Below are 19732 nucleotides of genomic sequence, written 5' to 3'. Positions count from 1 at the left end.
CACTGCAAAGGATTGCGTCGTGCTTACTTGGATGCGGTGGTCTTGTTTTCCATGTTGACGACCTGCACGCGGCGGTTGACCTCCGCCATCGGCTGGTTCGGATCCTTCAGCTTGCTCTTGCCGTAGCCGACGGTGACGAGGTCGGTCGCGGAGATGCCGTACTTGTCGACGAGGTAGCGCTTAATCGAATCGGCGCGGCGCTCCGACAAGTCCTGGTTGTAGGCTTCGCCGCCTGCGGCATCGGTGTGACCGGCGACCACGAAGGTCGAGCCCTTGAGGTCGGGGCTCGTCAGCGCCCGGCCGAGCGCCTGCACGGACGGCATGGACTTGGCGCTGATATTGGCGGAGTTGTAGTCGAACGTGATCTCGAGATCGATGTTCGGCTTGTCCTTGGCGACCGAGGCGATTTCCTCGCGCTCGGTCGACGACAGCGAACGCGTCGAGCGGCCACGCACGGACTGGATCAGCTTGGTCTCCGCCGCGTTCGGCGCGGGATCGGCCTGCGGAGCGATCGAGAGGCCGCGCGTCAAAGGCTTCTTTGCCGGCGGCGCGAGCGCGCGGACGATCTCGTCCTCGGTGACGTTCTTGCTGTTGCTTTCGTCGCCCGCGACGGCGGGCGAAGCCGGCAGCGACAGAGCGGCGCCGATGGTGATGATGGACAGGATCGCGGTAAGTCCCTTTGCAGCCAATCTCATAGCAGTCCCTCCTGCGCGGCCAGCTCGCGCGTTTCCAAATTCCTGCAATAAGCCCTCGGGAAAGCCCCCTTGCGGCATCCGCCCATTAGTCTTCCCTGGGCTGTTCAAGGTTCGAGGCGCGTCTTCCCTCAACTCAAAAAAATATCAACGCACTCCGTAACTTGCGAATTCCTGAACGATGTTCGGATCCATCGCCTTGGCATTGGCGATGTCGAGCGCACCTTCCTGGGCGGAGCCGTTGCGCTGCTTGGCAAGGCCGCGTCCGTAGAGCGAGGAGGTCAGGCGGGGATTGATCTTCAGGGCCGCGTCGAAATCGGCGATGGCGTTCTTGACCGCTCCCGATTTCAGGTTGACGAGCCCGCGGCTGTCCAACGCATCGACGAAGTTCGGCCGCAGCCGCAGCGCCTCGTTGCAATCCTTGAGTGCGCCCTGAAGGTCGCCGACCACGGTGCGGGTCCAGCAGCGGTTGTTCAGCGCCTCGACGTCCTTCGCGTTGATGCGGAGCGTATCGTCGAAATCCTTGATGGCGAGGTTGTAGGCGCCCTTGCTGGCATAGACCTGGCCGCGCCGGTACAGCGCGTTCACGTCGTCCGGATTGGCGGCAATCTTGGCTGTCAGGCTCTTGATCGTGGGGTCGTCAGCCAGGACGGCGGGGCTCGGCCCGCCGTCCGCGTTCGGCGCGGGAGCGGGATCAGCCGGCTTCGCGGGCGGCGGCGGTGGCGGCAGGGCGGCCTCGACCTGCGGCTTCGGCGAGGGTGCCGGTGCAGAAGGAGGGGGTGGTGCAGGCGCCGCAACCGTGTCGGCCGGCTTCGTCGGCGGAGGCGGTGTCGGCGGCGCGGGTGATGCCGGCGGCGGGTTGTTGGCGACCACGGCCGGCGGCGCCGGTGGTGGCGTCGTCGACGGCCGCGATCCGCCGGCCCCCGGAATGAACGAGAAATCTTCAGCCAATGAAGAGGATATCCATGGCACCTGCTCGCCGCGCGAGGCGCGGGTAACGCCCATCTTGGTGCGGTTCAGCGTCTCCTCGGCCATTAGGTCGGGGACGCGAATTTCCTTCAGCAGCTCCTGGACGAACAGGCTGTGCTCGCCGCCGGCATCCGAGACCACCGAGGCCAGCGCCGCCGAATACATCACCAGGGTGCCATTCGGCGCGATGACCGGGGTCAGGCCGGCCGAGAAGCTGCGGAACCGGCGCTCGAACGGGTTGCGCCTGGAGGCATCGATCAGCGCGATCTTGACACCGGCACCGCGGGTGTTGAGCTCGCCAAGCACGCTCTCCAGGCTGAAACCGTCGCGGCGCACGTCGGATTCGGTCCAGATCTGCGCATCGACCGGCAGCAAATAGCTTTGACGCGCGGACTGGATGCCGAACCCGCTGAAGAACACCAGCGCCACCGAACCCGGCTTGATCTTACCGTAGAGCTTCTCGAAGGCGCGGCGCATGCCGTCGCCGGTCAGGTTCTCGCCGATCTCGACGGAAAAGCCGTCGCGCTTGAGCTCGTCGGCGACGTCGCGCGCATCGTTTATCGGTTCCTTCAACGGGGCATCCGCATCCGGATATTTGGCGTTGCCGATCACCAGCGCAAAGCGGTCGCCAGCCGCAAGCGTCGGAGCAGTCGGGATAAGCGAGATGAGCAGGGGCAGCAGAAAAAGGAAGCGAATTTTCATAATCAGCGCGGTCCAGCCAAAAAGGCGCCGTTCCAGCTTGCGCCGCGGCGACCTTAACTTACGCTTTAGGCATTATCAAACCGGGGACAGGGGGCGTCAACCGCTTGGACATTCGGTATTGCGACGATCGACCCAAAGGCATAGGCACGCTTCGAGTGGAATAAAGGGGGCTGTCATGGTTGTGCTCGATGCATCTGGTGCGATCCTATCTGCGGGATGTTAGGGCAGCCAGGGCGACGAAAATGTGATTGCTCTCACATTGCAGGACCGCGGCCGTCGCAACCCCAGGTGTTTGACCTTTGCTGCGGACAATGGCTTGGTGCGCCGGCTCGTCCCGCAGGTCCACTCAGAAAAAAACAAAGAGCAGAGGCATGGGAAACGTCTACGAGATCTACGCACTGCGCTATGCGACGATGTCGCCGCGCACTCCTCACATGAACTTCCTCGTGCCCGACCCGCATGACAGCGCGGCACAGGACCTCGATTACTTCGTCTGGCTGATCCGCGGCGGCGACCGCGACATCCTGGTCGATACCGGCTTCAACGCCGAGGAGGCGAGCGCGCGGGCACGCAAGCTGACGCTCAATCCTGTTGACGCGCTGGAGCGCTTTGGTGTCGCCGCGGCCGCGATTCGCGATGTCATCGTGACGCATCTGCATTACGACCATGCCGGCAATCTCGATCGCTTCCCGCATGCGCGCTTCCATCTCCAGGAGCGCGAGATGGCTTACGCGACCGGCCGCTGCATGTGCAATGGCCTCTTGCGCCATCCGTTCTCGGTCGAGCACGTCACGCAGATGGTGCGCCATGTCTATGGCGAGCGCGTTACGTTTTATTCGGGCGACGGCGAGGTCGCGCCCGGCGTGACCGTGCATCGGGTCGGCGGCCATTCCGACGGCTTGCAGGTCGTCAGGGTCGAGACCGCGCGCGGACCGGTGGTGCTGGCGTCCGATGCCGCGCATTACTACGCCAATCTTCAGCGCAAGAGCCCATTCCCGATCGTCTACAATGTCGGCGACATGGCGCAAGGCTGGGAGACGATCGAGCGCCTCGCCGGTCACCCTGATCGATTCATTCCCGGTCATGATCCGATCGTGACGGAGATCTATCCACGCGCCAGCGACAAGATCGATGCCTGGGCGCTGCACCTGCCGCCGACGAGATCGTTTGCGAAGTGACGCGGTAGCGTCATTCCGGGTTCGCCGCTGTCGCGGCGCCCCGGAATGACAGCATCGCCTAATACGCCTGCTTGGCGTCCGCCTCTTCGCTGGTCTGGATCAGGTCGAGGCTCTCTTCGATCTTGCCGAGCAAAGCCGAGAGCTGCTTGCGCTCCTGCGCGGAAAGGCAGGCGAGGATCTCGTCTTCCCGTCGCAGCAATTGCGGGAACAGCTCTTCATAGAGCGCGCGGCCCTTCTTCGTCAGTTGCAGGCGAAATTCGCGGCGATCGGCTTCGTTCTCGACCCGCTCGATCAAGCCCTGCTGCAGCAGCGTCGTCACCGCACGGCTGATGGTCGATTTGTGCGTGCGGGTGCATTGCGAGATGAATTGCGCGCTACAGGCATCGTTGCGAAAGCCGAGCGTGGCGATCACGCGCCACGCCGGAATATCGAGGCCATGCCGTTCCTGATATTCCACCGCGAGCGCGGAACTCACCTCCGCGGCGAGCCGGTTGAGGCGGAACGGCACGAACTTGAACAGATCGAGCCGAGGCTTTGGCCGCGATGAAGCCTCTTCGGCTTCGCGTGTCCTCAGCGCGATGTCACTGGATGTCCTTGCCAAGCAGAGCGCTCCGAATTCGGTTGACGGCCGGCCGGCTCCGGTCCAAAATAGTTGCACGTGAGACTATCTAGCAGATCAGTCCTCTCCTGACCAGAGCCGAGGTTAGTGCATGGCGCACGCCAAATCCCAGTTCGGCTACCAACGCCACCCCGATCAGGATCGTTCGGGCCAGGACCCGGCCGCGCATCCGGTCGTGGTCGTCGGTGCGGGTCCGGTCGGGCTGTCGCTGGCGATAGACCTTGCCCAACGCGGCCAGCGCGTCGTTCTTCTTGATGATGCCGATCGTATCGGCGAAGGCTCGCGCGCGATCTGCTTCTCCAAGCGTTCGCTGGAATATTGGGACCGGCTCGGAGTCGGCGACCGCATGGTCGAGAAGGGCGTGGTCTGGAGCGTCGGCCGGATCTTCCACGGCGAGTCGCAGCTCTATCAGTTCAACCTGCTGCCCGAGGACGGTCACAAGCGGCCGGCTTTCATCAACCTTCAGCAATATTACGCCGAAGCCTATCTGGTCGATCGTATCCAGGATCTGCCTGCGATCGACCTGCGCTGGCGCAACAAGGTGACGGCGCTGGAGCAGCGCAACGATGCCGTCGCGCTGACGATCGAAACGCCCGAGGGCGCCTATCGGCTGCACGCGCAATATGTCATTGCCTGCGACGGCGCGCGCTCCTCGCTGCGGCAGATGGTCGGCGCCGAATTCGCGGGACAGGTGTTCGAGGACCAGTTCCTGATTGCCGACGTCAAGATGACCGCGGAATTCCCGACTGAACGCTGGTTCTGGTTCGATCCGCCGTTCCATGCCGGACGTTCGGCGCTCTTGCACCGGCAGCCTGATGATGTCTGGCGCATCGATCTCCAGCTCAATCGCGACGCCGATCCCGTCGTCGAGAAGAAGCCGGAAAACGTGCGGCCGCGCATCGCGCGCATGCTCGGGCACGACAAGTTCGAGTTCGAGTGGATCTCGCTGTATAAATTTCAATGCCGGCGGATGGACCGGTTCATCCACGGCCGCGTGATTTTTGCCGGCGATTCCGCTCACCAGGTCTCGCCCTTCGGCGCACGCGGCGCGAACTCGGGACTCGAGGACGCCGAGAATCTCTCCTGGAAGCTCGACCGTGTGCTGCGCGGGACTTCGCCCGCGAGCCTGCTCGAGAGCTATCATGCCGAGCGCAGCATGGCGGCTGACGAGAACATCCGCGAATCCACCCGCTCGACCGATTTCATGGCGCCGAACTCGCACCAGGAAGCGCGGCTGCGCAAGGCGGTGCTGTCGCTCGCCAAGGAGACCGAGTTCGGCAAGCGCATGGTCAATGGCGGCCGGCTCTCGGTGCCGTGCAGCTACGACTCCCCGCTGTCCTCGCTCGATGCGGATACGTGGCACGGCGGACCGTCGCCCGGCTGTTCCATGCTCGACGCGCCCGTCGCAACGCGCGCCGGCGAGCAGATCTATCTGACGGATGCCTTCCGCAAGGGTGGAACGGACTTCACCTTGCTGTCGTTCAGCAATGGCGCGCCGACCGATGTGCCCGATGGCATCAAGGGCATCCGCATTGGAGATGAGGGCGGACTTGCCGATCCCTCGGGCCTGGTCGCGAAACGCTACGGCGCCGAGCCGGGCGCCGCCTATCTGCTGAGGCCTGACGGTTATGTCGCGGCGCGCTTCCGCCGCCCGACGCGTGCGATGATCGCGGCGGCGCTGGCGCGGGCCGAAGGCTTGTATTGAGGTTCTGATGCCGCTCTCCACCAGTTCCAACTTCGCGCGCCCCGACGATGCCTTTCGCGCCATCGTCGAGGCCCATCGCGGGCTCACCGACGAGCAGAGTGCCGATTTCGACGCGGCGCTGGTGCTGATCCTCGCCAACCATATCGGCGACATCGACGTGCTGCGGGAGGCGATCGGGCTTGCAAAGCGGCGCATGATCGACGGCCAGCAGCAACAACAGCAACAACAATAACCCAGTGACTTGAAGGACGAATTGATGGCGAAGAACTTCGCATCCACCGGCGATCTCTCCGAGAAGAAGATCACCTTCTCCGAGATCGGTACCGATCTCTATGCGTTCACCGCCGAGGGCGATCCCAACACCGCAATCATCGTCGGCGACGACGGCTGTCTCGTGTTCGATGCGCAGGCGACGCCCGCAATGGCGAACAAGGTGATCGAGCGCGTGCGCACCGTGACCGACAAGCCGATCAAATATGTCGTGCTGTCGCACTATCACGCGGTGCGCGTGCTTGGCGCCTCCGCCTACAAGGCGCAAGGCATCGTCGCCTCGCAGGAGACCTATCGGCTGATCGAAGAGCGCGGCAAGCAGGATTGGGATTCCGAATACGGCCGCTTCCCGCGCCTGTTCCAGGATGCGCAGAGCATTCCAGGCCTGACCTGGCCGACCCTGACCTTCGAGGGCGAGATGTCGATCTATCTCGGCAAACGCGAGGTGCGCCTGATCCAGTTAGGTGCCGGCCACACCTCCGGCGACATCGTCGCCTGGGTGCCGGACGCCGAGGTGATGTTTTCCGGCGATCTCATCGAATATCACTCGGCCTGCTATTGCGGTGATGCGCATTTGCGCGAATGGCCGCTGACGCTGAACGAGATCCGCAACTTCAATCCCAAGGCGATCGCGCCGGGCCGCGGTGATGCCCTGAAGGGCACAGCCACCGTGCGCGAGGCCATCGCGATGACGCGTGATTTCGTCACAACGCTTTATGGGGCCGCGGAGATCTCCGTCGCCAAGGGGCGCACGCTGAAGGAGACGATGGCGGCGACGCGCGAGGTGATGGATCCGAAATTTTCGAGCTTCGCCATCTACGAGCACTGCCTGCCGTTCAACGTGTCGCGCGCCTATGACGAAGCGTCGGGAATCGACGATCCTGTGATCTGGACCGACAAGCGCGACCAGGAAATGTGGGCAGCGCTGCAAGGAGGAGGATAGTCATGAACATCAACACCTCGCCCGATCAGATCATCCGCAGTTCCGCGCAGGTGACGCCGGGCTACATGTCCGGCTTCGGCAACAGCTTTGAGACCGAGGCGCTGCCGGGCGCGCTGCCGATTGGACGTAATTCGCCGCAGCGCTGCGCCTACGGGCTCTATGCCGAGCAGCTCTCCGGCTCGCCCTTCACGGCGCCCCGCGGCAGCAATGAGCGCTCCTGGCTTTATCGCATTCGTCCGTCGGTGAAGCATTCCGGCCGCTTCGAGAAGATCGATGCCGGGCTGTGGCGCTCGGCGCCGTGCCATGAATACGATCTGCCGATCGCGCAGCTGCGCTGGGATCCGGCACCGATTCCGCAGGAGGAGATGACCTTCCTGCAGGGCGTGCAGACCATGACGACCGCCGGCGACGTCAACACGCAGGCCGGCATGGCGGCGCATGTCTACCTCATCACCAAGTCGATGGTGGACCAGCACTTCTATGATGCCGACGGCGAGCTGATGTTCGTACTTCAGCAGGGCAATCTGCGTATCGTCACCGAGTTTGGCTGCATCGATGCCGAGCCCGGCGAGATCGTGGTGATCCCGCGCGGCGTCAAGTTCCGCGTCGAGATCCCGAACGGTCCGGCGCGCGGCTATCTCTGCGAGAACTATGGCGGCGCTTTCACACTGCCGGAGCGCGGCCCGATCGGCGCCAACTGCCTCGCCAATGCGCGCGACTTCCTCACGCCGGTCGCAAACTACGAGGACAAGGACACGCCGACCGAGCTCTACGTGAAATGGGGCGGCTCGCTGTTCAAGACGCAGCTCGCCCATTCGCCGATCGACGTCGTGGCCTGGCACGGCAATTACGCGCCGTACAAGTACGATCTGCGCACGTTCTCTCCCGTAGGCGCGATCAGCTTCGACCATCCCGACCCCTCGATCTTCACGGTGCTGACCTCACCATCCGAGACCGCGGGCACCGCGAATATCGACTTCGTGATCTTCCCCGAGCGCTGGATGATCGCCGAGAACACCTTCCGCCCGCCCTGGTATCACATGAACATCATGAGCGAATTCATGGGGCTGATCTACGGCGTCTACGATGCCAAGCCGCAAGGCTTCGTCCCCGGCGGCATCAGCCTGCACAATTGCATGCTGCCGCACGGGCCGGATCGCGACGCCTTCGAGCACGCCAGCAACGGCGAGCTGAAACCCGTGAAGCTGACCGGCACCATGGCCTTCATGTTCGAAACCCGCTACCCGCAGCGCGTCACTGCGCATGCGGCGAAGTCGTCGACGCTCCAGGACGATTACGCCGATTGCTGGAAGGGCCTGGAGAAGCGGTTCGATCCGAACACGCCGTAATGCCTCTTACCCTCCCCTGGAGGGGGAGGGTCGCTACGCATGCAGCGAAGCGGAATGCGTAGCGGGGTGGGGTGACGGTCTCTCCGCAAGGAACACCGCCCGTGTTGAGAGATCACCCCACCCCGTCTCATATTTCGCTGCGCTCAATATGAGCCGACCCTCCCCCTCCAGGGGAGGGTGACACCGTCACCGCTGCGCCACGGAAAACCTATGCCTCACCCCAACGAACCCAGCCTCCGCTCCTTTATCGACATCGAGCCCGCCTCGGACTTTCCGATCCAGAACCTGCCGTATGGTGTGTTCTCGACTGCGGCCAATCCGACGCCGCGCGTGGGCGTCGCGATCGGCAACTACGTGCTCGATCTCTGGGAGCTCGAGCAGGACTCGCGGCTCGATATCAGTCCACTCGGCGTGTTCTCCGGAGCCTCGCTCAATCCGTTCATGGCGCTGGGACCAAACGTCTGGTCCAAGACGCGGGCGCGGATCAGTGAGCTCCTGCGCCACGATCATCCGGAGCTGCGCGACAACGAGGAGCTGCGCAAGCAGGCGCTCGTGCCGATGCGCGATGCAAAACTGCATCTGCCCTTCACCGTCTCCGGCTACACCGACTTCTATTCCTCCAAGGAGCACGCCACGAATGTCGGCGTGATGTTCCGTGGCAAGGACAATGCGCTCCAGCCGAACTGGCTACATATGCCGATCGCTTATAATGGCCGAGCCTCGACCGTCGTGGTGTCAGGCACGAAGGTGAAGCGCCCGCGGGGGCAGCTGAAGCCGCCGAATGTGGACTTGCCGAGCTTCGCGCCGTGCAAGCGGCTCGACTTCGAGCTGGAGATGGGCGTCGTCGTTGGCCAGCCGTCGCCGATGGGCGGCATGCTCACCGAGAGCCAGGCCGAGGAGATGATCTTCGGGTTCGTGCTGCTCAACGACTGGAGCGCGCGCGATATCCAGCAATGGGAATATGTGCCGCTTGGCCCGTTCCTGGCAAAAGCATTCGCAACCTCGATCAGCCCATGGGTCGTGACGCGCGAAGCGTTGGAGCCATTCCGGCTGAAGGGGCCGGAGCAGGAGCCGGCGCCGCTCGATTATCTCAAGCAGAGCAAGCCGCAGAACTACGACATCGCGCTCGACGTGTCCTTGCGCACCGCCGGTGCCAACGCCCCCGCCAGCATCAGCCGCACCAATTTCAAGTACATGTACTGGTCGTCGGTGCAGCAGCTCATGCACCACGCCTCCAGCGGTTGCGCCATGAACGTCGGCGATCTCCTTGGGAGCGGCACCATCTCCGGCCCGGAGAAGAACCAGCGCGGCAGCCTCTTGGAAATCAGCTGGAACGGCACCGAGCCCGTGGAATTGCCCGGCGGCGCCAAACGCTCCTTCCTGGAGGACGGCGATTCTCTCGTCATGCGCGGTTGGTGCCAGGGCAATGGCTATCGCGTGGGGTTTGGCGAAGTGGAGGGGACGATTCTGGCGGCGGAATAACTGGGGAGCGTGGCGCGAGGCTCTATCCACATTCTCCGTCATTGCGAGCCAACGGGTCCGCGCGAAGCGCGGCCCGATGACAGGCTCCGCGAAGCAATCCAGAATCTTTCCATGGCGGCAGTCTGGATTGCTTCGTCGCAAGGGCTCCTCGCAATGACGGCGCGGAGAGAGTTCACCGCTTCTCCGGCGGCACCTCGCGTATCCTCGCGCAATGCGCAGCGACATCTTCCAGGCTGTACTTCAGATGCACCCGCTTGTCGGAGGGCGCCTGCCTGGTCGTGCAGACGCCCGGCCGCCATTCTTGCGTGGGGCGGATCGGGCGCGGCATAAAGCCGCCGCCGCAGTTTGGGCAGACATTGAAGAGCTTGGTCTCGACGCAGTGCGCGCAGAACGTGCATTCATAGGAGCAGATCCGCGCCTCGATTGCATTCGGCGGCAGGTCGCGGTCGCAATATTCGCAATTCGGTCGAAGCTGGAGGGCCATGGTCGAATCTCCGCGGACTGGCCTCAATCATCGCAGATCCCATGCCTAGCACGAATGCCGGATTTCCCTCGATTTCAGCCGGGCTTGATCTCCTTGAGCGGCAGCCGCGTGCTCTCCTTCAGCCTGTCGAGCACGATTGAGGAGCGCACATGCGCGACGCTCTGATGCGGCATCAGGACGTCGTTGACGAGGTTGGAGAGACCCTTGAGGTCGCGCAGCACGGCTTTCAGCACATAGTCGGCATCGCCGGTGAGCGAATAGGCCTCCTGGATTTCGTCGATTCGATTGACCAGCGCGCGAAAGCGCTTGGCGTTGTCCGGCGAGCGCGTCGCCAGCGTCACCTGGATGAAGGCGACCACGCTGAAGCCGAGCGTCTCGCTGGAGAGATCAGCGTGGTAGCCCGCGATCACCTTCTCCTCTTCAAGCCGCATCCGACGCCGCGAGCATTGTGAGGCAGAGAGGCCAGCGAGGCCGGCGAGCTCCTGGTTGGTGAGGCGGCCATCGTCCTGGAGTGCGTCGAGAATCTTGAGGTCGAAGGCATCAACTGAGATCATGCGTATTTCGCCCATTCTGTGCATGGATCGTGTGTAAGATAGAGAAATAGCGGCGGATTTGCACGCTCATTGCGCGCTACATGAAGGATAGTTCTGCCCAGCAGCAATTTGGGAGAACACCATGGGTCCGTTTCCGCACGATGCGCCGCCGGCCAGGATCAGCGCCGACAATCCGATGGGAACCGACGGGTTCGAGTTCGTCGAATATGCGCATCCCAACCCGGAAGAGTTGCACGCGCTGTTCAAGCTGATGGGCTATACGGCCGTGGCGCGCCACAAGGCGAAGAAGATCACGGTCTATCGCCAAGGCGACATCAATTATCTCGTCAACGAAGAGCCCGGCACCCACGGCCACGACTTCGTCGCCGCGCACGGCCCTTGTGCGCCGTCGATGGCGTTCCGTGTTGTCGATGCGAAGGCGGCCTATGATCGCGCGATCGCGCTCGGTGCCGAGCCGGCCGACGTATCGTCCTCGCAAAAGACGCTCGACGTCCCCGCCATCAAGGGTATTGGCGGCAGCCTGCTGTATCTGGTCGATCGCTATGGGGACAACGGCTCGGCCTATGATGCCGAATTCGAATGGTTAGGGGCGCGCGATCCGCGGCCGTTCGGCGCGGGCCTGTTCTATCTCGACCATCTCACCCACAACGTCCATCGCGGTCGCATGGATGTTTGGGCCGGCTTCTACGAAAAGCTGTTCAACTTCCGCCAGATCCGCTTCTTCGACATCGAGGGCCGCGCGTCGGGCCTGTTCTCGCGCGCGTTGACCAGCCCGGATGGCAAGATCCGGATTCCGATCAACGAGGATGCCGGCGATTCCGGCCAGATCGAGGAATATCTGAAGACCTATCGCGGCGAAGGTATCCAGCACATCGCCTGCGGCTGCCGCGACATCTACCAAACCATCGAAGGCCTGCGCGAGGCCGGCCTGCCCTTCATGCCGCCTCCGCCCGATACCTATTTCGAGAAGATCGACGCGCGCCTGCCCAAACACGGCGAGGACGTCGCACGTCTCAAGACCAACGGCATTTTGATCGACGGCGAGGGTGTGGTCGAGGGCGGTCAGACCAAGGTGCTGCTGCAAATCTTCTCGGCCAACGCGATCGGGCCGATCTTTTTCGAATTCATCCAGCGCAAGGGCGACGATGGATTCGGCGAGGGCAATTTCAAGGCTCTGTTCGAATCGATCGAGGAGGATCAGATCCGGCGCGGGGTGTTGAAGGTGGACAGCGCGGCATAGCTCAGTGCCGTAGGGTGGGCAAGCGTAAGCGTGCCCACCAGTTCTGTAGCGATCTCCGAGAGATGGTGGGCACGGCGCTATGCGCCTTTTTCACCCTACGGATTCGTGCGCTGAGGCTACTTCGCTGCCTTCCACGCCTTCGTGACCGCACCGATCTCCGCCGCTTCCGGCTCGCGAACCGTGGAGGGTGTGCGCGAGAAGCGCGGCGCGGGCGCGGGCTGCTTCACGCCATGGCGCTCGATGAAGACGTTGCGCGCGACCATGTGCGGGTATTGCGTGGCTTCCGACATGGTCAGCACCGGCGCGAAGCAGATGTCGGTGCCTTCCATGATCTTGCACCAGTCTTCGCGCGTCTTGCTCTTGAACACCGCCTTCAGCTTCTCCTTCAGCGCCGGCCAGGCGTTCCGATCCATCTGCGCGTCGAAATCGGCGTCGGTCAGGCCCGCATGCTGGCGCAGCAGCGCGTAGAATTGCGGCTCGATCGAGCCGATCGAGACGAAATGGCCGCAGGCGCATTCGTAGACGCCGTAGAAATGCGCGCCGCCGTCGAGGAAGTTCTGGCTGCGCTCCTCGGTCCAGCGTCCCATCGTGGTCATATCGAAGAAGAACGACATCAGCGACGCCGCGCCGTCGCACATCGCGGCATCGACCACCTGGCCCTTGCCGGATCTCTGCGCCTCCAGCAGTGCGGCCAGCACGCCGACGACGAGATAAAGCGCGCCGCCGCCGAAATCGCCGACCAGGTTGAGCGGCGGCACCGGTGCCTCTTTGGTGCCGATCGCGGCGAGCGCACCGGTGATGGAGATGTAGTTGATGTCGTGGCCGGCGGCGTTGGCAAGCGGGCCTTCCTGGCCCCAGCCCGTCATGCGGCCATAGACCAGCTTGGGGTTGCGCGCGAGCACCACGTCCGGCCCGAGCCCGAGCCGCTCCATCACGCCGGGACGGAAGCCTTCGACCAGCGCATCGGCGCTGGCCAGCAGGTCGAGCACTTGCGCGATCGCCGCCTTGTCCTTGAGGTCGAGCTCGATCACCTTGCGGCCGCGGCCCGCCACCGACTTCATGCTCTTCCTCGCGCCGACGCGATCGAGCGTGACGACGTCGGCGCCCATGTCGGCCAGCATCATGGAGGCGAACGGGCCGGGTCCGATGCCGGCGAATTCGACGATGCGAAAGCCCGACAGCGGGCCGGAGGTGCGGACGGAGGAGTTTTGGGCTGGTTTGTCGAGCACGTTGTTGTTTCCTCGGATCGCAGCGCGCGTGCGCGATGAGCGCATTCGCCTGGACGTTTCCTCTATCGAGTTAATTGGTCAATTAACTTTTCCCGCCTTACACCGAACGAGGCAAGCGCTTTTCATGCATGGGCGCATAATAAAAGCGGCGCGCACCGAAGTGCGCGCCGCGGAAAAATTGCGTCGAGGCGCTGAAGCGCGAACGTCACCCAGCCGCGGCTACCGCGCGCTGCGCCATCACCTTGACGAGGTTGGCCCGGTACTCGGCCGTGCCGTGGATGTCAGCCAGCAATCCGCTTGCAGAAATACTGACGCTGTCGAGCGCCGATGGCGACCAGTTCGCCTTCAGCGCGGCTTCGATTGCGGGCACGCGCATCACACCAGACTGCGAGGCGCCGGTGGCGGCCACCCGAACCTCGCCGGACTTGGTCTGCGCGACGAACACACCGGTCAGTGCGAAGCGCGAGGCCGGGTGCCGCATTTTTTCGTAACCCGCTTTTGCCGGAACCGGGAACGACACAGCGGTGATGATCTCGCCGTCTTCGAGCGCCGTGGTGAACAGGCCCTGGAAGAAATCCTCCCCCGCAAGCGATCGCTTATTGGTCTTTACGGTCGCGCCGAGCGCCAGCAGCGCGGCCGGAAAGTCTGCGGCAGGATCGTTGTTGGCAATCGAGCCGCCGATCGTGCCGCGATAGCGCACGGCAGGGTCGCCGAGCACCGAGGTGAGATAGGCAATCGCGGGGATCGCCTTCTTCACATCGGCATTCTGCATGATGTCGTAATAGGTCGTGGCGGCCTTGATTGTCAGCGTATCGCCTGACAGCTCGATGCCCTGCAACTCTTTGATCCTGCCGAGGTCGATCACGTCGGAGGGACTGGCAAGCCGCTGTTTCATGACCGGCAGCAGTGTCTGTCCGCCGGCGAGAAATTTCGCCTCGCTGCTCTTGCCGAACAGGCTCACGGCTTCTTCGACCGAGGAAGCCCGATGATAGGTGGTTTGGTACATCTTCGTTCCTCCCTCTTAAGCCGCGTGGATCGTGCGCCACACCCTGTCCGGGGTTGCGGGCATTTCCAGATTGTTCTTGCCGATCGCATCCGTGATCGCGTTGATCACGGCTGCAGAAGCGCCGATCGCGCCGGCCTCACCGCAACCCTTGATGCCCAGGGGATTGCCTGGGCACAGCGTCGTGGTGTGGGAGAGATTGAACGAGGGCAGATCGTCGGCGCGCGGCATGGAGTAATCCATGAACGAGGCCGTGACCGGCTGGCCGTTGGCATCGTAGATCGCGTGCTCGAGCAGCGCCTGCCCGATGCCTTGGGCGAGTCCACCATGAACCTGTCCCTCGACGATCATCGGGTTGATCAGCCGGCCGAAATCGTCGGCCGCGACGAAGTTGACGAAGGACGTCTTGCCGGTGCCGGGATCGACCTCGAGCTCGCAGATATAGGCGCCGGCCGGGAAGGTGAAGTTGGTCGGGTCGTAGAAGGCGCTTTCCTTCAGGCCGGGCTCCATTCCTTCAGGCAGATTGTGCGCGGTGTAGGCCGCGAGCGCGACCATCGGGAAGGCGATCGCCTTGTCGGTGCCCGTGACCTTGAACTCGCCGTTCTCGATGACGATGTCGGCCTCGGAAGCCTCCAGCGCATGCGCGGCAATCTTCTTGGCTTTGGATTCCATCTTCTCCATTGCCTTCAGGATCGCAGTGAGACCTACGGCCGCCGAGCGCGAGCCATAGGTGCCCATGCCGAACTGCACCTTGTCAGTGTCGCCATGGACAATCGAGACCTGGCTGATGGGAACGCCCAAGCGATCGGCGACGAGCTGGCAGAAGGTGGTCTCGTGACCCTGGCCGTGGCTGTGCGAGCCGGTCAGGATCTCGATGGTGCCGACCGGGTTGACGCGCACCTCAGCCGATTCCCACAGGCCGACGCCGGCACCCAGGCTGCCGACGGCCTTTGACGGCGCGATGCCGCAGGCCTCGATGTAGCAGGATACGCCGATGCCGCGCAGCTTGCCTTGTGCCTTTGCTTGTGCCTTGCGGGCAGGGAAGCCGGCATAGTCGATCGCCTTCATCGCCGCATCGAGCGAAGCATTAAAGTCGCCGGTGTCATAGGCCATGATGACAGGCGTCTGGTGCGGAAACTGAGTGATGAAGTTGGTCCGGCGCAGTGCGGCCGGATCGACGTTCAATTGCCGCGCTGCCGTTTCCATCAGCCGCTCGAGCAGATAGCTGGCCTCGGGGCGGCCGGCGCCGCGATAGGCATCGACCGGCGTGGTGTTGGTGTAGACCCCGATCACCTCGGCATGGATCGCCGGGATGTTGTACTGGCCGGACAGGAGCGTTGCGTAGAGATAGGTCGGCACCGACGACGAGAACAGCGACATGTAGGCGCCGAAATTGGCGTAGGTCTTCACTTTCAACCCGGTGATCTTGTTGTTGGCGTCGAAGGCCATCTCGGCATGGGTCACGTGGTCACGGCCATGCGCGTCGGTGAGGAAGGCCTCGGTGCGGTCGCCGGTCCATTTCACGGGACGGCCGACCTTCTTGGAGGCCCACAGCGCCACCATCTCTTCGGGATAGATGAAGATCTTCGAGCCAAAGCCGCCGCCGACGTCGGGCGCGATCACGCGCAGCTTGTGCTCGGGGGCAATGTTGTAGAACGCCGACAGCACGAGGCGAGCGACGTGCGGGTTCTGCGACGTCGTGTAGAGCGTGAAATGCTCCTCCGCCGCGTCGTAATCGGCGATCGCCGCGCGCGGCTCCATCGCGTTGGGCGCGAGGCGGTTGTTGGTGACGTCGAGCTTGACCACATTGGCGGCCTTCGAGAAGGCTGCATCCACCGCACTCTCGTCGCCGATCACCCAGTCGTAGACCTGGTTGCCGGGGGCTTCGGGGTGAAGCTGCGGTGCTCCGGGCTTGATGGCAGCGTGCATGTCGGCGACCGCCGGAAGCTCTTCGTAATCGACGACGACGGCTTCCGCCGCGTCGCGCGCCAGATTCTTGCTCTCGGCGATCACGACAGCGACGGCCTGTCCAACGAAGCGCACCGTCTCCGGCGCCATCGCCGGCCATGCACCCATCTTCATCGGGCTGCCGTCCTTGGAGGTGATGGCCCAGCCGCAGATCAGGTTGCCGACCTTGTCGTCGACGAGCTGCTGTCCCGTGAGCACCGCGACAACGCCCGGCATCTTCAGCGCGGCGGAAGAGTCGATCCCCTTCACCTTGGCGTGCGCGTGCGGACTTCTAATGAAATACGCATGGGTCATGCCCTGCAATTTGATATCGTCGACGTAGCGGCCCTTGCCGGTAATGAAACGCTTGTCTTCCTTGCGCAGCACGCGTGCGCCGATGCCTTCAACACCCATGTCTGGTCCTCCCGACCGGAATTTGTTGACCCGCGCTTTCCATCGAAAGCGCCAGTGATTTTCTTGCTCGCTGCGGCCTTTACTCGGCCGCCTGCGCAACCTTCATGCGACCGGCCGCATCCAGCACGGCCTTGACGATGTTGTGGTAGCCGGTGCAGCGGCAGATATTGCCCTCGAGCTCCTGACGCACGGTGGCCTCGTCGAGCTGGCCCCCGTGGCGCTGCACGATGTCGATCGCCGACATGATCATGCCTGGCGTGCAATAGCCGCATTGCAGGCCGTGATTGTCGCGGAAAGCGGCCTGCATCGGATGTAGTTCGTCGCCCTTTGCGATGCCTTCGATCGTGGTGACGCTCGCGCCGTCTGCCTGTCCCGCCAGCATGGTGCAGGATTTCACCGCACGGCCGTCCATGTGGACGACGCAGGCGCCGCACTGGCTGGTGTCGCAGCCGACATGGGTGCCGGTGAGGTTGAGGTGGTCGCGCAGCAGCTGGACCAGCAGCGTGCGGTCCTCGACGTCAACGGCAACGGCCTTGCCGTTGACCGTCAGTTTGACAGTAGACACGGTGAAGTCCTCCCGGGATTGATTTTGATTGTTTCCAATTAGAGACCGGCGACCCGGAACTTTGCAACTGGGATTTTGGTCGCCGGCGTCATGGAAAAGTCATTGATCCAGAAGGGCGTGCAATGAGTTGCCACCGAGCCGCTGGACCCGGACGGCGCGGCCTGTCTAACCATGGGATGCCAGCCGTCGCCTTTTTGTAGCCGGTCAGCCTTGGCCCGATGACTTCGGAATCAGGAGATGCACTGAGTTTACCGCCCCTTATCGATTGTGCCTTAGTTTTGCGCATCCAGGTCTGGGGCGGGGCGCCTCCCGGTCGCGGCTGAATGAAAATGGGGGTGGGAATGTCCGGGCGTATCGGGTCGCCGTCGAAGCGAACACTAATTCCGGCTCTCAGGTTCCGTACCAAGATCATCCTGGGCTTTGCCGCAGTGCTGGTGATCTCCGCCGGCAGCATGGCCTTCTCATATTTCGGCTTTGAGCGGGTTTCCTCCGGGGTCGGGTCCTACCGCACCAGCGTTTCCGAGGCCGACCTTGCCCGCAACATCGACCGCGAGCTGCTCGCCTATCGTTCGGCTGCCCGCTACTTTGTCGTTACCGGCAAGGAGGACGACGCCAAGGCGGCGCTGGAGGCAGAAGCCAGCCTCAAGAGCGCGATCGACCTGGCCATCAAGAACGCCAAGAAGCCGGCGCGGCAAGAGGGCCTCAACAAGCTCGCCAAGGAGTTTTCCAACTTCTCCGCGACGTTTGCCAAGATCCTGCAGGCCAAGCGTGACAGCGTGCTGCTGGTCCAGAACCAGCTCCAGCGCAACGCCAATCTCCTGAAATACAAGCTCGATGACATCGGCAACAACGCCTCCGACGCGGAGGCGCAGGCGATCGAGTTCGGCACCAAGCAGGTCAATGCCCAGTTCCAGACCGCAAGCTCCGCCGCGAGCAATTTCATCCTCAATTCCGACCAGGCGGTCGCGGCAAGCGCGCTGGCGCGGCTGAAATTCGTCGAGAACTCGCTCGGTGCGATCTATTCCATGGACGACAAGATCGTCGCCGGGCTGAAGGACGCCAAGGCGCTGCTGGGGGCTTATCGGGAAGCGCTGGAGAAGCTGATCGCCAACGCCAAGCTGGTCGATGAGCTCGTGACCGAAATGAGCGGCTCGGCCGGCGCCATCCTTCAGGGCGCCACCGCCATGAAGGCGGACCTCATTGCCGAACAGCAGCGGCTGGAGGCGGAATCGGAAGCAACCATCGGGCAGACCGAGCAACTGGTGCTGATGCTCGCCGTCGGCGGCACGCTGCTGGGGGCGGTCCTCGCCTTCCTGCTCGGTACCGGCATCTCGCGTCCGATGATTGCGATGTGCAAGGCGATGCGGGAGCTGGCCTCGGGCAATTTCGACGTGGTGCTGCCGGGTCTTGGCCGCAAGGACGAGATCGGCGAGATGGCCGGAGCGGTCGAGGAGTTCAAGGTTCAGGCGGTGGCCAAGGCCGAGCGCGATGCCGCCGCCAGCGAAGCCCAGAACCGGGAGCAGGCTGCAAGCCGGCGCGCCGAGCTGATCCGCTTCGCCGACGATTTCGAGAACGCGGTCGGCGCCATCGTCTCCAACGTCTCGGCTTCCGCCGTGCAGCTGGAATCGGCAGCCTCCACGCTGACCCGCACCGCCGAGACCACGCAGAGCCTGTCGAGCCAGGTCGCCGGCGTCTCCGAGCAGGCGTCCTCCAACATGCAGTCGGTTGCGACCGCGACCGAAGAGCTCTCGGCCTCGGTCGAGGAGATCGGCCGCCAGGTCCGCGATTCCAGCCGGATCGCCGAGGCCGCCGTGGTGCAGGCCAAGGAGACCGACGGCCGCATCGGCAAGCTGTCGCATGCCGCCCAGCAGATCGGCGAGGTCGTCAAGCTGATCACGGCGATTGCCGAGCAGACCAATCTTCTGGCGCTCAACGCCACCATCGAGGCAGCGCGCGCCGGGGAGGCCGGCCGCGGCTTTGCCGTGGTTGCGAGCGAAGTGAAGTCGCTGGCGAGCCAGACGGCGAAGGCGACCGATGAAATCTCCTCGCATATCACCGGCATGCAGGGCGCCACGGCCGAATCGGTTGCCGCGATCAAGGAGATCGGCGCGACCATCGGCCAGATCTCGTCGATCTCGACCTCGATCGCGAGCGCCGTCGAGCAGCAGGGTGCGGCGACGCAGGAGATCGCCCGCAGCGTCCAGACCGTCGCGCAGGGCACCCAGACCGCAGCCACCGATATCGGCGAGGTCAACCGCGGCGCCGCCGAGACCGGCTCGGCCTCGGAAGAGGTGCTGAACTCGGCCAAGACGCTGTCGAGCGAAAGCACCCGCCTGCGCGCCGAACTCGACCGCTTCATGGCCAATATCCGCGCGGCGTGAGTTCGC

The 19732-nt window shown here is 63.6% G+C and carries 17 protein-coding genes; 8 read left to right on the top strand and 9 right to left on the bottom strand.

Features of this window, described 5'->3' with window-relative positions:
- Window positions 1–23: 23 nt before the first annotated feature.
- Both IVA91_RS09140 and IVA91_RS09135 read right to left on the bottom strand, forming a co-directional pair.
- A complete protein-coding gene (locus tag IVA91_RS09140) occupies window positions 24–695 on the bottom strand; it encodes an OmpA family protein (RefSeq protein ID WP_247278659.1) in 672 nt (223 codons plus the stop codon).
- Between the two features lie 144 nt (window positions 696–839).
- Window positions 840–2363, bottom strand: a complete 1524-nt coding sequence (locus tag IVA91_RS09135) for a caspase family protein (RefSeq protein ID WP_247416785.1) — start codon at window positions 2361–2363, stop codon at window positions 840–842.
- 371 nt (window positions 2364–2734) lie between these two features.
- Between IVA91_RS09135 and IVA91_RS09130 the strand changes: the two genes are divergently transcribed.
- Entirely contained in the window at window positions 2735–3541 is an 807-nt protein-coding gene (locus IVA91_RS09130) for an N-acyl homoserine lactonase family protein (RefSeq protein WP_247278661.1), read from the top strand.
- Window positions 3542–3599: 58 nt separating this feature from the next.
- Here IVA91_RS09130 and IVA91_RS09125 read toward each other — a convergent pair whose 3' ends face one another.
- Entirely contained in the window at window positions 3600–4142 is a 543-nt protein-coding gene (locus IVA91_RS09125; RefSeq protein ID WP_247278662.1) for a MarR family transcriptional regulator, read from the bottom strand.
- Between the two features lie 109 nt (window positions 4143–4251).
- On the opposite strand from IVA91_RS09125, the gene IVA91_RS09120 reads away from it, so the two are divergent.
- The 5 genes from IVA91_RS09120 (at window position 4252) to fahA (ending at window position 9909) form a co-directional block, all read left to right on the top strand.
- On the top strand, window positions 4252–5865 hold the full coding sequence (locus tag IVA91_RS09120) for an FAD-dependent oxidoreductase (protein ID WP_247278663.1): 1614 nt from the start codon (window positions 4252–4254) through the stop codon (window positions 5863–5865).
- A 7-nt stretch (window positions 5866–5872) separates the two neighbouring features.
- A complete protein-coding gene (locus tag IVA91_RS09115) occupies window positions 5873–6097 on the top strand; it encodes a DUF2783 domain-containing protein (RefSeq protein WP_131874472.1) in 225 nt (74 codons plus the stop codon).
- 24 nt (window positions 6098–6121) lie between these two features.
- Window positions 6122–7078, top strand: coding sequence for an MBL fold metallo-hydrolase (locus tag IVA91_RS09110; protein ID WP_247278664.1), 957 nt, complete (start codon window positions 6122–6124; stop codon window positions 7076–7078).
- Window positions 7079–7080: 2 nt separating this feature from the next.
- On the top strand, window positions 7081–8427 hold the full coding sequence (hmgA, locus tag IVA91_RS09105) for a homogentisate 1,2-dioxygenase (RefSeq protein ID WP_247278665.1): 1347 nt from the start codon (window positions 7081–7083) through the stop codon (window positions 8425–8427).
- Between the two features lie 210 nt (window positions 8428–8637).
- Window positions 8638–9909 carry a fumarylacetoacetase gene (gene fahA, locus IVA91_RS09100; protein WP_247278666.1) on the top strand — a complete coding sequence of 424 codons (1272 nt, stop codon included), beginning with the start codon at window positions 8638–8640 and terminating at the stop codon, window positions 9907–9909.
- 172 nt (window positions 9910–10081) lie between these two features.
- Here the strand turns inward: fahA and IVA91_RS09095 are convergent, their stop codons facing one another.
- Window positions 10082–10393: a DUF1272 domain-containing protein gene (locus tag IVA91_RS09095; RefSeq protein ID WP_247276745.1), complete on the bottom strand. Its 312-nt coding sequence runs from the start codon at window positions 10391–10393 to the stop codon at window positions 10082–10084.
- A gap of 74 nt (window positions 10394–10467) precedes the next feature.
- Window positions 10468–10947, bottom strand: coding sequence for an Lrp/AsnC family transcriptional regulator (locus IVA91_RS09090; RefSeq protein ID WP_247458551.1), 480 nt, complete (start codon window positions 10945–10947; stop codon window positions 10468–10470).
- Window positions 10948–11068: 121 nt separating this feature from the next.
- On the opposite strand from IVA91_RS09090, the gene hppD reads away from it, so the two are divergent.
- A complete protein-coding gene (gene hppD, locus IVA91_RS09085) occupies window positions 11069–12187 on the top strand; it encodes a 4-hydroxyphenylpyruvate dioxygenase (RefSeq protein ID WP_247276743.1) in 1119 nt (372 codons plus the stop codon).
- Window positions 12188–12303: 116 nt separating this feature from the next.
- On the opposite strand, the gene IVA91_RS09080 is transcribed toward hppD, so the two are convergent.
- The 4 genes from IVA91_RS09080 to IVA91_RS09065 all read right to left on the bottom strand — a co-directional run bounded on the left by IVA91_RS09080 (window position 12304) and on the right by IVA91_RS09065 (window position 17345).
- Window positions 12304–13416, bottom strand: coding sequence for a CaiB/BaiF CoA-transferase family protein (locus IVA91_RS09080; RefSeq protein WP_247276742.1), 1113 nt, complete (start codon window positions 13414–13416; stop codon window positions 12304–12306).
- A 205-nt stretch (window positions 13417–13621) separates the two neighbouring features.
- Window positions 13622–14422, bottom strand: a complete 801-nt coding sequence (locus tag IVA91_RS09075) for a xanthine dehydrogenase family protein subunit M (protein ID WP_247276741.1) — start codon at window positions 14420–14422, stop codon at window positions 13622–13624.
- A gap of 15 nt (window positions 14423–14437) precedes the next feature.
- Window positions 14438–16780, bottom strand: coding sequence for a xanthine dehydrogenase family protein molybdopterin-binding subunit (locus tag IVA91_RS09070; RefSeq protein WP_247297719.1), 2343 nt, complete (start codon window positions 16778–16780; stop codon window positions 14438–14440).
- A gap of 79 nt (window positions 16781–16859) precedes the next feature.
- Window positions 16860–17345 (bottom strand): (2Fe-2S)-binding protein, encoded by a 486-nt coding sequence (locus IVA91_RS09065; RefSeq protein WP_247276739.1) that lies wholly within the window; start codon window positions 17343–17345, stop codon window positions 16860–16862.
- Window positions 17346–17686: 341 nt separating this feature from the next.
- On the opposite strand from IVA91_RS09065, the gene IVA91_RS09060 reads away from it, so the two are divergent.
- Window positions 17687–19726, top strand: a complete 2040-nt coding sequence (locus tag IVA91_RS09060) for a HAMP domain-containing methyl-accepting chemotaxis protein (protein ID WP_247276738.1) — start codon at window positions 17687–17689, stop codon at window positions 19724–19726.
- Window positions 19727–19732: the final 6 nt, after the last annotated feature.

This window comes from Bradyrhizobium sp. 153, assembly GCF_023073835.1.
In the GTDB taxonomy this organism is placed as follows: domain Bacteria; phylum Pseudomonadota; class Alphaproteobacteria; order Rhizobiales; family Xanthobacteraceae; genus Bradyrhizobium.
This window is presented reverse-complemented; position numbering and strand designations above follow the sequence as displayed.

Bases quoted from the DNA above. Each gene is read 5' to 3' on its own strand.
- IVA91_RS09140 (WP_247278659.1), bottom strand. From the start codon at position 695: ATGAGATTGGCTGCAAAGGGACTTACCGCGATCCTGTCCATCATCACC.
- IVA91_RS09135 (WP_247416785.1), bottom strand. From the start codon at position 2,363: ATGAAAATTCGCTTCCTTTTTCTGCTGCCCCTGCTCATCTCGCTTATC.
- IVA91_RS09130 (WP_247278661.1), top strand. From the start codon at position 2,735: ATGGGAAACGTCTACGAGATCTACGCACTGCGCTATGCGACGATGTCG.
- IVA91_RS09120 (WP_247278663.1), top strand. From the start codon at position 4,252: ATGGCGCACGCCAAATCCCAGTTCGGCTACCAACGCCACCCCGATCAG.
- IVA91_RS09115 (WP_131874472.1), top strand. From the start codon at position 5,873: ATGCCGCTCTCCACCAGTTCCAACTTCGCGCGCCCCGACGATGCCTTT.
- IVA91_RS09110 (WP_247278664.1), top strand. From the start codon at position 6,122: ATGGCGAAGAACTTCGCATCCACCGGCGATCTCTCCGAGAAGAAGATC.
- hmgA (WP_247278665.1), top strand. From the start codon at position 7,081: ATGAACATCAACACCTCGCCCGATCAGATCATCCGCAGTTCCGCGCAG.
- fahA (WP_247278666.1), top strand. From the start codon at position 8,638: ATGCCTCACCCCAACGAACCCAGCCTCCGCTCCTTTATCGACATCGAG.
- IVA91_RS09095 (WP_247276745.1), bottom strand. From the start codon at position 10,393: ATGGCCCTCCAGCTTCGACCGAATTGCGAATATTGCGACCGCGACCTG.
- IVA91_RS09090 (WP_247458551.1), bottom strand. From the start codon at position 10,947: ATGATCTCAGTTGATGCCTTCGACCTCAAGATTCTCGACGCACTCCAG.
- hppD (WP_247276743.1), top strand. From the start codon at position 11,069: ATGGGTCCGTTTCCGCACGATGCGCCGCCGGCCAGGATCAGCGCCGAC.
- IVA91_RS09075 (WP_247276741.1), bottom strand. From the start codon at position 14,422: ATGTACCAAACCACCTATCATCGGGCTTCCTCGGTCGAAGAAGCCGTG.
- IVA91_RS09070 (WP_247297719.1), bottom strand. From the start codon at position 16,780: ATGGGTGTTGAAGGCATCGGCGCACGCGTGCTGCGCAAGGAAGACAAG.
- IVA91_RS09060 (WP_247276738.1), top strand. From the start codon at position 17,687: ATGTCCGGGCGTATCGGGTCGCCGTCGAAGCGAACACTAATTCCGGCT.